Origin of the sequence: Shinella lacus, assembly GCF_010994755.1 — a bacterium.
Taxonomy (GTDB): Bacteria; Pseudomonadota; Alphaproteobacteria; order Rhizobiales; family Rhizobiaceae; genus Shinella; species Shinella lacus.
In genome coordinates this window covers 336541-349410 of record NZ_WHSB02000001.1, presented here as the reverse complement: position 1 = coordinate 349410, position 12870 = coordinate 336541, and the positions used below count along the sequence as shown (strand labels likewise).

Genomic DNA, 12870 nt, shown 5'->3' with positions numbered 1-12870 from the left:
GTTCCACTATTTTTCCGCAATTCGAAGCAGTGCGTTCTTGACGTCGGCGACCGTTGCGAGCGCCGCGCGGTTGAGGGCTGCCGAAACCGTGGGGGCGGCAAGCCCGCCGGTGACGCGCAGGATTTCGTGATCGAGACAGTCGAAGAAGCGTTCCTGGATCTCGGCCGCCCAGGTGCCGCCCATCGAAAGGCTGCGGGCGGTCTGCTCGGCGATGACGACGCGTCCGGTCTTGTCGATGGATTTGCCGATCAGCGCCCAGTCGATGCCGTGATGATCGATGTTGCGCAGGTCGATGACCTCGGCGTCGATGCCCGTCTCCTCCGCGGCCTTGACGGCGTTCTGGACCATGACGGAGGTGGCGAGCACCGTGCAGGCGCCGCCGGGGCGCACGATGCGCGCCGAGCCGAAGGGAATATGGAATTCCCGGTCGCCGGCCGGCACGTCGAATTCCTTCTGGTAGAGTTCCGTATGCTCGAAGACGACGACGGGGTCGTCGCAGGCGAGGGCGGAATTCATCAGGCCGATATAGTCGAAGGCGTTGGACGGCGTGACGATGCGCCAGCCGGGGAACATGCCGAACAGCGCGGACGGATCGCCCGAATGCTGCGAGCCGTAGCCGGTGTGCGGCGAGATGCGCACGCGCAGGACGATCGGCACCGGAAAACCGTCGCCGAACATGTGGCGCACCTTGCCGACGCCATTGGCGATCTGGTCGGCGGCGGTGAAACAGAAATCGCCGAACATGATCTCCACGACAGGACGCAGCCCGTTGAGGGCCGCGCCGAGCGCCACGCCCGTAAAGCCGTTTTCGGCGATCGACATGGGCAGCACGCGTTCGGGCCAGCGTTCCAGCGCGCCCTTGGTGAAGCCACTGACGCCGCCGCGCATCTGATGGGCGTCCTCGCCCATGACGATGATGCGCGGGTCGTGCGCCATCGCGGCGGCCAGCGTCTCGGAGGCGGCGGTGACGAATTTCACCTTCTCGATGGCATCGGGCCGCATGTCGTCGTGATCGAGCATGCGCTTGCCGGCGAGTTCGGAGAGGTCACCGAGAATGCCGTTGTCTCGTGTCGCCGGGTCCGGCCAGAGGCCTTCGGGAATCCTGAGCGTATTTCCGCCAGGAACCGGCTCCGTCAACCGACCGGCCGCGGCGGCGATGCGGTCGGTCACCAGCGCATCGATGCGCGCGAATTCGTCGGGGGAAAGCAGGCCGAGCGCCGTCAGGCGGGCTTCGGCAAGGGCGATCGGGTCACGCTCGCGCCACGCGGCTTCCTCTTCCTTCGTGCGGTAGCCGAAGTCGCTGCCGCTGCGGGAACCGGACTGGTGGAAATGGCGATAACAGAGCGCTTCGACCACCACGGGCCCGCCGGTCTCGCGGATGATGCGCCGGGCCTCGACCATCGCCCGGTGCACGGCGACGACGTCCATGCCGTCGCATTCGATCGACGCGATGCCGAGCATCGCGCCGCGGGACGACAGGCGCGTCTCGCGCGTCACGTCGGAAATATGGGTGGCGACGCCGTAGAGGTTGTTCTCGATGAAGAAGATCACAGGCAGGCTTTGCGCGGCTGCGATGTTCATCGCCTCGTAGCTGGCGCCGTTCTGGGCGGCGCCGTCACCGAAGAAGGCGACGGAGATGTGGTCGCGGCCGAGCATCTTGTCGGCCAGCGCATAGCCCGCCGCATGGGGCGGATTGCCGCCGACGATGGCCGATGTGCCGACGACGCCGGCACCGGCAAACCGCATATGCATGGAGCCGCCGCGGCCGCCGCAATAGCCGGGCGTCAGGCCCATGATTTCCGCCATGAAGCGGTAGATCGCCTCGTCCATGCCGGGCGCGAAATCATCCGTGCGGATGTCGAAATCGGTTGGAACCGACGGATTTAGCAGTTTCAGCAGCACCTGGTGGTGGGCGCGGTGCGTGCCGTTGATCTTGTCGTCGGTGCCGAGCGCGGACATTGCGCCGACGGCACCCGCTTCCTGGCCGATGCTGGCATGGGCCGGGCCGTGGATCAGGCCGGCCTTTTCCAGATCGAGCAGCTTTTCCTCGAACCGGCGGATCAGGAGCATCTGGCCGTACCAGTGGATCAGGTCCTGAGCCTGTTCCCCGCTCCAGTCCGCTTCGTCCAGTTCCAGCCGGAACCAGGGCGCGGAAGGGGCGAGGGGTATCTGGCGTGCCATTCGTGTCCTCGGCTTCGTTTTTCGTTTATGGAAATAAATTCCGATTTCTGTTGAATGGCACACTAAGCTGTGCCAGCCTTTGGATGCAACAGAAATTTTCGTGAGCTGTGAAAGAGGAAGAAAAGCGATGATCCGGGACGCCGAAGTGCTGAACGCGCTGGTTGAGGTGGTGCGCCGGTTCGTGCGCGAACGCCTGCTGCCGGCGGAGGCGCGCGTGGAGGAAGACAACGCCATTCCGCCGGAAATCATTGCGGAAATGCGCACGCTCGGCCTGTTCGGCATGTCGATTCCGGAAGAGCATGGCGGGCTTGGCCTGACGATGGAGGAGGAGGTGTTGGTCGCCTTCGAACTCGGTTACGCGTCCCCTGCCTTCCGCTCCGTCATCGGCACGAATAACGGCATCGGCTCGCAGGGCATCATCGTAGATGGCACCGAGGCGCAGAAGCGCTATTGGCTGCCGCGCATGGCGACGGGCGAGGTCATCGGCTCCTTTGCGCTCACCGAACCCGATGTCGGATCCGACGCCGGCTCCGTGAAAACCACGGCGAGACGAGACGGCGACCACTACGTCCTCAACGGCACGAAACGCTACATTACCAACGCCCCGGTGGCCGATGTCTTCACCGTCATGGCGCGCACAGGCGGGCCGGGACCGGCGGGCGTGACAGCTTTCCTCGTGCCGAAGGACAGCCCCGGCCTCAGCCTCGGCCCGGTCGACAGGAAGATGGGGCAACGCGGCACCCGTACCTGCGACGTCATCTTCGACAATTGCCGGATTGCAGCCGACAGCGTCATCGGCGGCGTGGAGGGCGTGGGCTTCAAGACGGCGATGAAGGTGCTCAATCGCGGGCGCCTGCATATCTCGGCGGTCTGCGTGGGGGCGGCGGAGCGATTGTGCTACGAGGCCGTGCGCTTTGCGCGCGAGCGTGTGCAGTTCGGCAAGCCCATCGCAGAACACCAGCTCATCCAGGCCATGCTCGCCGACAGTTCGACCGAAGCCTTTGCCGGGCGCGCCATGGTGCTGGAGGCGGCCCGCCAGTTCGACAGAGGCGAGCGGGTCATCCAGCAGGCGGCGAGCGCAAAGCTGTTCTGCTCGGAAATGGTGGGGCGTGTCGCGGATCGCGCGGTGCAGATCCACGGCGGCGCCGGCTACATGCAGGACTATCCGGTGGAGCACTTCTACCGCGATGTCCGGCTGTTCCGGCTCTACGAGGGCACCTCGCAGATCCAGCAGATCATCATCGCCCGCGAAATGCTGAACGCCGAGGCCTGACCCATGCAGCGAGCCCTTGGAATCGTCGCGGATGACTTTACCGGTGCCCTCATGGTCGCCGGCTATCTGGAGGGGGCGGGCATTCACTGTCCCGTGCTCTTCAGCCCCGACGCCGAAATCCCGCCCTCGGCGGTCGTGATTGCCGGCACCCGGGCGCGCACCGTGCCCGTCTCGGATGCGCTTGGCGAAGTTGGCCGGTTTGCCGATGCGTTCACCCGTGCAGGCTGCAAGCGCCTGGCCTACAAGGCCTGCGCCACGTTCGATTCGACGGAGGACGGCAATATCGGTCCCGTCGCCGATTATCTTGCCGATCGCGCGGGCGTGCGGCCGGTGCTGATGAGCGCCGGCTTTCCGCGCTTCGGCACGACGGTGCACCAAGGCTACATGTTCTATCGCGGCCGCCTCGTTTCCGAATCGATCAAGCGTTTCGACCCGCTGACCCCCATGTCCGACCCCGACCTCGTGCGCTTCCTGGGACGCCAGACGCCCCACCGGATCGCGCTCTTGAGCCATGGGGTTCTTCGCAACGGGACGGAGACCGCGGTCGCTGCCATCGAAGCCTTTGCCGCCGACGATGTGGGCCACATTTTCCTCGATACGACGGATGACGGCGACGTCGAGGTCGCGGCGGAGGTCGCGGCGGCGATGAGCCGCGTCGTCGTCGCCAGCGATCCCCTGATCATCGACTATGCGATCCGCCTCGGCCGCGCCGAGCAACTGGCTCCGGTCCCCTGGCCGCGGCATGTCGAGGGGCCTACGGCGGTGCTGGCCGGAAGTGTCGGCCCTGTCATGCTGGCGCAACTTGCGGCCTTTTCGGCACGCTACCCCGTGCTGACGCTGGATCTGCTCGACCCGGCGGGGGAGGACGGGCTGATTTCCAAGGCGCTCGACTGGGCTTCCGGTCGGATCGGCGCAGCACCCCTGGCCATTTCGACGTCGGTCGGGCCGGACGAGGTTGCCGCCGTGCAGGCGGCTTTCGGCGCGGTTGGGGCTGCCCGTCGCGCCGAGCGGATTTTTGGCGCCATTGCCAGAGGGTTGCGCGATCGCGGGGTTCGCCGGTTCGTCGTCGCGGGCGGCGAGACCTCGGGCGCCGTGGTCAATGCGCTCGACATCGCCTCCGTTCGCGCCTTGCCGGAGGGCGCACTGGGGACCGGTTTCTGCGTGTCACCGGGGCCTGTGCCGCTTTCGCTTTACCTCAAACCCGGCAAGCTCGGCGCAGACGATATCCTGCTGCGGGCAATCGAAGACATGAACCGATAGGAGTGGACGATAATGGACGAAGCTGCGGCGAGAGTGGCGCTGGTCGAGGCGAGCCGGCGGTCGGTGGCGATCGGGCTCAATAGCGGAACCGTGGGCAATTTCAGCGTGCGCCACGGGGCGGGAATGCTGATCACGCCGACGGGCATCGTGCCCGAGGACCTCAGGCCCGAGCAGATCGTTTCGATGGAGTTCGGCGGGACGTGGGCCGGCGACTGGCGGCCGTCCTCGGAATGGGCGATCCATGGCCGGCTGTACGAGACGACGAATGCGGGCGCCGTCGTTCACGCCCATCCCGATCATTGCGTGGCGCTCGCCGCCCTGCGCCAGCCCATTCCGCTGTTCCACTACATGGTCGCCGGATTCGGCGGCAGCGAAATACCGTGCGCGGACTATGCCTGCTTCGGCAGTCCGCCGCTGGCGGAAACCGTGATCGCCGCGATGGGCACGACCTATTCCGCCTGCCTGATGGCCAACCATGGCGCCGTCACCATCGGACCTGACGTCACCACGGCGCTGGCGCGGGCGGAAAAACTGGAAATGCTGGCGCGCCAGTACCTGCTTGCCCGTTCGATCGGCGAGCCGGTGCTGCTGACGCCGGCGGAGCTGGAAGACGTGCGCGACCGCTACGGCACCTACGGCCAGCAGGCGAAGCGCTGACCGTCAGGCGCTTCGTCTGATCTCGCCGAGGATTTTCATCACCAGTTCCGGATATTCGAGATGCGGCATGTGCCCGCAATTGTCGAGCGCATGCAGCCCGACATTGCCCGGCAGGCCGGCCGTGGCGCCGAAGGGCAGGATGCGATCCTGCCTCCCGGCGACGACCCGCACCGGATAGGGCAGGCGGGCGAGCTCGTTGCGGATCGAGACCGCCTGGGTTCCATCCGGAAAGAACCGCGCGGCAAAGGCGCGCATCGCTTCCGTCAGGCCCTCATCCTCCCGTTGCTGCACGGTGGCCTGAAGGAAGGCCGGCGAGATGACGGCGGGGTCGTTGGAAAGCAGTTCAAGCCACGGCTTCAGGCTCTCCTTCTGCCGCGCGCGCAGGACGCCCTCGACAAAGGCTGCGTTGATTTCCGGGCCAAGACCGGCCGGGGATACGAGACAGAGGCCACGGACATCCAACTGCCCACGGCTTGCCAGCCGCGCCGCAAGCGCGCCGCCGAAGGAATGGCCGGCGAGCACGAGCGGGCCGACCTCCTCGGCGGCAAGGGTCGCTTCGACGCTTTCGGCCATGTGGTCGAGATCGTCGGGAACGGCACGCGGCGAGCGGCCATGCGCCGGAAGGTCGATCGCCAGGGCGGGCCAGTCCGCGCGTGCGCCACCCAGCATGCCGCGCCAGTTGTTGAGGTCCGCGCTGAACCCGTGCAGCAGGACGATGGGAAGGCCTTCGCCCTTGCGCAGCCAGACGGCGTTGAGGCTTGAATGCTCGCTCTTGCGCTGAGGAATGGTGCCACTCTCGGCCACCGCGGGCCGGCGTGTCTCCACAGCGTCGCCGATCTTCGCAACGACATCCGTCTTCTGTATGCGCCCACCCGGTCCGGTGCCGTGAACGCCTTCCAGCGAAATACCATGCTCCCTGGCAATGCGGCGGGCGAGGGGGGTGGGGTTGGGGCCGCGCGCGTTGCGTTTCATGTCCGGCAGCAGAATGGCCGCCTTGGTCTCGTCGGCCGCGACTTCGCTAGCATCGGAGGCCTTCGCTGCACCAAAAACTTCGCCCTCCGCGTAGATGCGCGCCACATCCCCGCCGACTTCGACCTCCACCTCGCTGTCGAGGAGCTCGCGGATGACGCCGCTTGCCGGGGCCTCGACCTCGACGGCCGCCTTGTCGTTGTCGATCTCGAAAAGGACTTGCCCCTGTCGAACGGTTTCGCCCTCGGCCACCAGCCAGCGGGCGATGCGGCCGCTCGACAGTTCGAGGCTGACCTTCGGATAGACGACATGGATGGGCATGAGGGATCCTTGCAGGCTTGAGCCTATTCGGCCGAGGTTTTCCAGGTTGGCGGGCGTTGCGACGTGGGGAACGGGTCCGGTTCTCCGGCAAGCCGCGCACGAAGACGGCGCGTCAGCTTGAGAAGGTCCGGCCCGACGATTTCGCGGCAATGATTGCGCGAGAGGATGTCGACGATTCCGCCGCAGGTGAGCGCCACGAGCGGCGAGCCGTCCGTCGGCCGGAAGGCCACGCCGACGGCGTTGATATAGCTGTGCCAGCTGCCGAAGGCGCTTATGAAGCCGTCCCGCCGGTGATCCTCGATGGCGTTTTCGACCATGCGTTCGAGGTCCTGTGCTTTTTCCGGCTCCGCCGCGATGAGTTGCTCGACCACGGACTGGCGGATCTCCGGCTTCATTTCCGCGAGATAGGCGAGGCCCATGGCGGTGCGATAGATCGGCAGGCGCGAGCCGACATTGAGCCGCAGCGAAACCGGGCTCATCGAGCGGCAATTGGCGAGATAGACCATTTCCAGCCCGTCGCGCGTGCCGAGCGCCACGGCGGCGCCGGTCTGGTCCGCCAGTTCCTGCATCAGGGGCCGGACCATGTGGATGACGGCGCTGGAACTCAGCGCCGAATAGCCGAGCGACACCGTTGCCGGCCCGATGCTGTAGCGGCCGAGCGTGGCGTCGTAGTGGAGATAGCCGAGGCCGACCAGCGTCGAGGTGAGGCGCGAGACGGTTGCCTTCGGCAGGCCCGTCCGCTCGATGAGGTCCTGGTTGCCCAGCGTGGCATCGTCGGCGGTGAAGGCGCGCAGGATTTCCAGTCCCCGTGTCAGGGATGCGGCCGAGTTGCCGCCTTCGGCGCCGTCGCTTCCGTCCGTCGGTTTGGTCCGTTTACGCATGGTGTGCCTTTCGTTTCAGCGCTGCTGGAGCCATACCGAATTCGACGGATCTGTCGATCTCTCGTAATTGGAATATAATTTCATTTATGTTGACGTCCGCTTCGCCTGTTGTCAATAATGCCTGTATCGATCTTCCCACCCGCCGGTCGGCAGGGGATGGCAAACGGGTTAAAGGACGCGATTTGTGACACGATACATACTGCGGCGCCTGATCGCGATGCCCTTCCTGGTTCTCGGCATCGTGACGCTCGCCTTCCTGCTCACCACGGTGACGAAGGGCGACCCGCTGACCGCGATCGTCTCGGACCGCCAGATGAACGACCCGGTCGCGGTGGCGGCGGCGAAGGCGCGCTGGGGGCTCGATCGCAGCCTGCCGGAGCGCTACGTGATCTATGTCGGCAACCTCCTGACCGGCGACATGGGCACGTCCTTCATCACCCGCCGGCCCGTGGCGCAGGACGTCTTCTTCCGCCTGCCCGCGACGATGGAACTGGTGCTTGCCGCGATGGTCATCGGCTCGACGATCGGCATTACGCTGGGCGTTCTGGCCGCTTATTTCCGCAATACGGTGATCGATCATGCCGCGCGTTTCTTCGCGCTGTTCGGCTCGTCGATACCGGTCTTCTGGCTGGGGCTGGCGCTTCTCTATGTGTTCTCGGTCAAATGGGGCGTGCTGCCCGGTCCCGGCCGGCTCGATCCGCGCGCCGCGCCGCCGACATCCGTCACGGGTTTCATGACGATCGATTCGCTGCTGGCCGGAAACATAAGACTCTTTCTCGATGCGCTGTGGCACCTGATCCTGCCCGCCTTCGTGCTCGGCTGGGCCGTTGCCGGCACCATTTCCCGGCTGGTGCGCGCCAACATGCTGGAGGTGCTCGACCGGGAGTTCATCCTCACGGCGCGCGCCAAGGGCGCGGGCGAGTTCCGCGTCGTGGTCCGCCATGCGCTGCGCAACACGCTCGTCCCGACGCTCACCGTCATCGGCTATTCCTTCGCCTATCTGCTGACCGGCGCCGTGCTGACGGAAACGATCTTCTCCTGGCCGGGCATGGGCTCCTATGCGGTGGAAGCGGCGCGCGGCCTCGATTTTCCCGCCATCATCGGCGTCACGATCGTCGGCGGCGTGGTTTTCCTCCTGACGAACCTTCTCACCGACATTGCCTATGTCATCGCCAATCCGCGCGTGCGTCTGGGATGAGACTATGAACACAGCAACCCTCAGCACTTTCCGTCGCCCGGCATGGCTATCCGTCCCGCTCGCCATCGGCATCGCCATCGTGGTCTTCTGGCTGGCCGTCACGGTGCTGGCACCGCTGATGAGCCCCTATGCGCCGCTCGACATGGTCGGCCGCCGGCTGCAGGCGCCAAGCTGGAGCCATTGGCTCGGCACCGATGCGCTCGGCCGGGATGTCCTGAGCCGAACCCTTTACGGAGCGCAGCATTCGATCCCGATCGCCATCGTCGTCGTCGCCCTGTCCGTGGCGATTGGCGCCATGCTGGGCGCGATTTCCGGCTATGCCGGCGGCCTGCTCGGCGCGTCGATCATGCGGCTCGTCGACGTCACCCTGTCGTTTCCGCCCATGCTGCTTGCCATGGCGGTTGCCGCCTCGCTGGGGCCGGGGCTGGAAAATGCGACGGTCGCCATGGTGATCGTCTGGTGGCCCGTCTATGCCCGGCTGATGCGCGCGCAGGTTCTCGAAATCCGCGAGCGGGAACATGTCGAGGCGGCTATTGCCGCCGGGGCCGGAAAGACGCGCATCCTCTTCAAGCATATCCTGCCGCTCTGTTGGACGCCGGTCCTGATCAGCGCGACGATGGATCTGGGGCAGGTCATCCTGCTCGCCGCGTCGCTCAGCTTCATCGGTCTCGGCGCCACGCCGCCGACGCCGGAATGGGGTTCGATGATCTCGGATGGCGCAGCGCAGTTCTATTCCTGGTGGGTGGCACTCGGCCCGGGCCTTGCCATCCTCACCATCGTGCTCGGCTTCAATTTCATCGGAGACGGTCTGCACGACTACTTCGATCCGAAGTCGAAGTGAGGCGCAGGATGCAGCAGGAACCCCTCTTTTCCGTTCAGGATCTTCGTGTCTCCTTCACCCGCGACGGCCGGTCCTTCGAGGCCGTGCGCGGTATCAGTCTGCATGTCGATCATGGCGAAGTGCTCGGCATCGTCGGCGAATCCGGCTCCGGCAAGTCGGTCGGCATGCTGTCGGCCCTCGGCCTCCAGCCGAAGACCGCCACGGTCACCGGATCGGCGCGGTTCAAGGGGCGTGAACTCGTCGGCATGCCGAGGAGCCAGTTGCGCACGCTCCGCGGGTCGCGCATCGCGATGATCTTCCAGGATCCGCTGTCGTCGCTCAATCCGGTGATGACGGTCGGCGCGCAGATCGCCGAGACGATCCGGCTGCACAATGCCGGCGTGTCGAAGAAGGCGGCGATGGACCGCGCCGCCGAACTGCTCTCTCTCGTTGCCATCCCCCAGCCGGACCGGCGCATCCACCAGTTCCCGCACGAATTTTCCGGCGGCATGCGCCAGCGCGTGATGATCGCGATGGCTGTGGCCAACGATCCGGACCTCCTGATCGCCGATGAGCCGACGACGGCGCTCGACGTCACCGTCCAGGCGCAGATCATGGATGTGCTGACGGATCTCCGGAAGCGGCTGAACCTCGGGCTGATCCTCATCACCCATGATCTCGGCGTCCTTGCGGGTCACGCCGACCGGGTCGCGGTCGTCTATTCCGGCGAGATCGTGGAACAGGCCGGCGTGGACGACCTCTTCGAGCGGCCCGCCCATCCCTATACGCGCGGCCTCATCGCCTCGATCCCCAACATGGCGGAAGAGAAGGAGCGTCTCTTCTCGATCGACGGCGCGCCGCCGCCGCTCGGAAAGCTTCCGGGCGGATGCGCCTTCCATCCGCGCTGTCCGCAGGCGCAGGAGATTTGCCGGCATACGGCGCCGCCGGTGCGCACCGATGGCGCGCATACGGCAGCCTGCCATTTTGCCACCCTGCCGATTGGGAGCGCCGCATGACCGGACCGGAACCCATTCTCTCCGTGCGCGATCTCTCGAAGCGATTTGCCGTCACCGGCGGCGTGATTTTCGAGCGGGAGATCGCCCAGGTCAACGCCGTCACCAACGTCTCCTTCGACGTCAAACCCGGCGAAACGCTGGGCCTCGTCGGCGAATCCGGTTGCGGCAAGTCCACATTGGGCCGCTGCATCCTGCGGCTGATCGAGCCCTCCAGCGGGCAGACCCTGTTTCGCGGGCAGAACATCAACGAGGCGAACCCGGCCGAAATGCGCGCGCTGCGCCGCAAGATCCAGCTTGTCTTCCAGGACCCCTATGCGTCGCTGCATCCGCGCATGCGGGTCGCCGAAAACATCGCCGAACCCTTGCGCATCAGCGACCTTTCATCCGCAGAACGCAAGGCGCGGGTCGTCGAGATGCTCGATCTCGTCCGGCTCAATCCTGAGCACGGCCAGCGTTATCCGCACGAACTCTCCGGCGGCCAGCGGCAACGCGTGGTGATTGCCCGCGCCTTGGCGCTGAAGCCGGAACTGCTGGTGCTCGACGAGCCGGTCTCGGCGCTCGATGTCTCCGTGCAGGCGGGCGTTCTCAATCTCCTGAAAGACATTCAGCGGGATTTCGGCACAGCCTATGTCTTCATCGCGCATGACCTGTCCGTCGTGCAGCACATTTCCGACCGCGTGGCCGTCATGTATCTCGGCAAGATCGTCGAGATCGCCGAAAAGCGCCGGCTCTACCGGGCGCCGATGCATCCCTACACCCAGGCCCTGATGTCCGCCGTGCCGCTGGCGAACCCGGCGCTGGAGCGCACCCGCTCGCGCATCGTGCTGAAGGGCGACCTGCCGAGCCCGCTGAACCCGCCGTCCGGCTGCCGCTTCCGGACGCGATGCCCCATTGCCCAACCGCTTTGCGCCGAGGTGGAGCCGCCGCTGAGCGAACGAGAGGAAGGCCATTCGGTTGCCTGCCATTTTCCGAATGCCATGGAGACAGGTTTGTCGGCCCGCGAGAAAAGCGGGCCTGGAGGAGCGTAATGACGGAAATGAGATTGCCGCTTGAGGGCATTCGTGTCCTCGACCTGACGCGCGTCCTCGCCGGGCCATGGGCCACCATGAGCCTCGGCGACCTCGGCGCCGAGGTCTGGAAGATCGAGAACATCAAGGGCGGGGACGATACGCGCGCCTGGTCATTCCCGAATTTCAAGGGGGTCAGCACCTATTACCTCTGCGCCAACCGCGGCAAGCAGAGCATCGCGCTCGATCTCAAGACGCCGGAAGGCCGGCAGATCGTGCTCGACCTCGCCGCCAAGGCCGACGTCGTCGTGGAGAATTTTCGCGCTGGCACGGTCGAGCGGCTCGGCATCGGCTACGAGGACATCAAGGCGATCAATCCGGGCATCGTCTATTGCGCGATTTCCGGTTACGGCCAGACCGGCCCGGAGCGCGACCGGCCCGGTTACGACTTCATCATGCAGGCGGAAAGCGGCCTCATGTCCATCACCGGCCAGGAGGATGGCCCGCCGAACCGGCTCGGTGTCGCCTTCACCGACGTGGTGGCCGGCATGATCGCCACGCAGTCCATTCTCGCAGCACTCTACCAGCGCCGGGATACCGGGCAGGGGCAATATATCGACGTGGCGCTGCTCGATGCCACACTGAACCTCCTGATCAATGTGGGGACGGGATATCTCAATGCCGGCGTCGAGCCGGTGCGCTACGGCAATGCGCACCCGACGGTCGTGCCCTACCAGATCTTCGAGGCGAATGACGGCACCTTTGCGCTCGCTGTCGGCAATGACCGCATGTTCGTCGATTTCTGCGAGCAGGTCATCGACCGGCCGGATCTCGCGCGCGATCCCCGCTTCGTCACCTCGCACCAGCGTGCCATGCACAGGGGCGAACTGCTGCCCCTGCTGGCCGAGATCATCGGCAATGAAAGCTGCGAGCATTGGCTTTCCGCCTGCCAGCGGGCGAGCGTGCCGGCGGGCCAGGTCAAGTCCGTTTCCGAGGCGCTCCAGAGCCCGAGCGTGACGGACAGAGGGGTCGTGCAGCGCCTGGAACACCCGGAGCTTGGCACGGTCTCGCTGATCCGGCCCGCCCATGGCCTCGCCGCGCAGGAAAATGCCGGTGCCAAGGCGCCGCCGCTTCTCGGCGAGGACACGCGCGGCGTGCTGCGCGACGTTCTGGGCTTCGAGGAGGCGCGGATCGAAAGCCTGATCCTTGACGGCGTCGTCGCCTGCCACGATGTGAAAACCGCAGCCCCATCGCAATCCGTTCAGGATGCGGTCGCATAGGCCGGGG

General features: G+C 65.9%; 11 protein-coding genes. 8 read left to right on the top strand and 3 right to left on the bottom strand.

The window, feature by feature from the left end:
* Positions 1-6 precede the first annotated feature (6 nt).
* Positions 7-2181 carry an alpha-ketoacid dehydrogenase subunit alpha/beta gene (locus GB927_RS01575; protein WP_256114769.1) on the bottom strand — a complete coding sequence of 725 codons (2175 nt, stop codon included), beginning with the start codon at positions 2179-2181 and terminating at the stop codon, positions 7-9.
* A gap of 127 nt (positions 2182-2308) precedes the next feature.
* On the opposite strand from GB927_RS01575, the gene GB927_RS01570 reads away from it, so the two are divergent.
* From GB927_RS01570 to GB927_RS01560, 3 genes are read left to right on the top strand one after another with little or no spacing between them, the layout of a single operon-like run.
* On the top strand, positions 2309-3454 hold the full coding sequence (locus GB927_RS01570; RefSeq protein ID WP_256114768.1) for an acyl-CoA dehydrogenase family protein: 1146 nt from the start codon (positions 2309-2311) through the stop codon (positions 3452-3454).
* Between the two features lie 3 nt (positions 3455-3457).
* Positions 3458-4714, top strand: coding sequence for a four-carbon acid sugar kinase family protein (locus tag GB927_RS01565; protein ID WP_256114766.1), 1257 nt, complete (start codon positions 3458-3460; stop codon positions 4712-4714).
* A gap of 12 nt (positions 4715-4726) precedes the next feature.
* Positions 4727-5371, top strand: a complete 645-nt coding sequence (locus tag GB927_RS01560; RefSeq protein WP_256114765.1) for a class II aldolase/adducin family protein — start codon at positions 4727-4729, stop codon at positions 5369-5371.
* Positions 5372-5374: 3 nt separating this feature from the next.
* Here the strand turns inward: GB927_RS01560 and GB927_RS01555 are convergent, their stop codons facing one another.
* Positions 5375-6661 (bottom strand): acetoin dehydrogenase dihydrolipoyllysine-residue acetyltransferase subunit, encoded by a 1287-nt coding sequence (locus tag GB927_RS01555; protein ID WP_256114764.1) that lies wholly within the window; start codon positions 6659-6661, stop codon positions 5375-5377.
* A 23-nt stretch (positions 6662-6684) separates the two neighbouring features.
* A complete protein-coding gene (locus GB927_RS01550) occupies positions 6685-7542 on the bottom strand; it encodes an IclR family transcriptional regulator (protein WP_256114763.1) in 858 nt (285 codons plus the stop codon).
* A 184-nt stretch (positions 7543-7726) separates the two neighbouring features.
* Here GB927_RS01550 and GB927_RS01545 point away from each other — a divergent pair, with 184 nt between their 5' ends.
* The 5 genes from GB927_RS01545 to GB927_RS01525 are packed head-to-tail and all read left to right on the top strand — an operon-like array spanning position 7727 to position 12863.
* The gene (locus tag GB927_RS01545) at positions 7727-8740 is read left to right on the top strand and encodes an ABC transporter permease (protein WP_256114762.1); all 1014 of its coding nucleotides are present in this window, start codon (positions 7727-7729) and stop codon (positions 8738-8740) included.
* 4 nt (positions 8741-8744) lie between these two features.
* Positions 8745-9581 carry an ABC transporter permease gene (locus GB927_RS01540; RefSeq protein ID WP_256114761.1) on the top strand — a complete coding sequence of 279 codons (837 nt, stop codon included), beginning with the start codon at positions 8745-8747 and terminating at the stop codon, positions 9579-9581.
* An 8-nt stretch (positions 9582-9589) separates the two neighbouring features.
* Entirely contained in the window at positions 9590-10576 is a 987-nt protein-coding gene (locus GB927_RS01535; protein WP_256114760.1) for an ABC transporter ATP-binding protein, read from the top strand.
* Positions 10573-11604 carry an ABC transporter ATP-binding protein gene (locus GB927_RS01530; RefSeq protein WP_256114759.1) on the top strand — a complete coding sequence of 344 codons (1032 nt, stop codon included), beginning with the start codon at positions 10573-10575 and terminating at the stop codon, positions 11602-11604. The genes GB927_RS01535 and GB927_RS01530 overlap by 4 nt, the downstream gene beginning before the upstream one ends.
* Positions 11604-12863 (top strand): CaiB/BaiF CoA transferase family protein, encoded by a 1260-nt coding sequence (locus tag GB927_RS01525; protein WP_256114758.1) that lies wholly within the window; start codon positions 11604-11606, stop codon positions 12861-12863. The genes GB927_RS01530 and GB927_RS01525 overlap by 1 nt, the downstream gene beginning before the upstream one ends.
* The last annotated feature ends 7 nt before the right edge of the window (positions 12864-12870 follow it).

What these genes read in the sequence shown, in the direction of transcription:
- GB927_RS01575 (WP_256114769.1), bottom strand. Translation starts at nt 2,181, where the DNA reads ATGGCACGCCAGATACCCCTCGCCCCTTCCGCGCCCTGGTTCCGGCTG.
- GB927_RS01570 (WP_256114768.1), top strand. Translation starts at nt 2,309, where the DNA reads ATGATCCGGGACGCCGAAGTGCTGAACGCGCTGGTTGAGGTGGTGCGC.
- GB927_RS01565 (WP_256114766.1), top strand. Translation starts at nt 3,458, where the DNA reads ATGCAGCGAGCCCTTGGAATCGTCGCGGATGACTTTACCGGTGCCCTC.
- GB927_RS01560 (WP_256114765.1), top strand. Translation starts at nt 4,727, where the DNA reads ATGGACGAAGCTGCGGCGAGAGTGGCGCTGGTCGAGGCGAGCCGGCGG.
- GB927_RS01555 (WP_256114764.1), bottom strand. Translation starts at nt 6,661, where the DNA reads ATGCCCATCCATGTCGTCTATCCGAAGGTCAGCCTCGAACTGTCGAGC.
- GB927_RS01550 (WP_256114763.1), bottom strand. Translation starts at nt 7,542, where the DNA reads ATGCGTAAACGGACCAAACCGACGGACGGAAGCGACGGCGCCGAAGGC.
- GB927_RS01540 (WP_256114761.1), top strand. Translation starts at nt 8,745, where the DNA reads ATGAACACAGCAACCCTCAGCACTTTCCGTCGCCCGGCATGGCTATCC.
- GB927_RS01535 (WP_256114760.1), top strand. Translation starts at nt 9,590, where the DNA reads ATGCAGCAGGAACCCCTCTTTTCCGTTCAGGATCTTCGTGTCTCCTTC.
- GB927_RS01530 (WP_256114759.1), top strand. Translation starts at nt 10,573, where the DNA reads ATGACCGGACCGGAACCCATTCTCTCCGTGCGCGATCTCTCGAAGCGA.
- GB927_RS01525 (WP_256114758.1), top strand. Translation starts at nt 11,604, where the DNA reads ATGACGGAAATGAGATTGCCGCTTGAGGGCATTCGTGTCCTCGACCTG.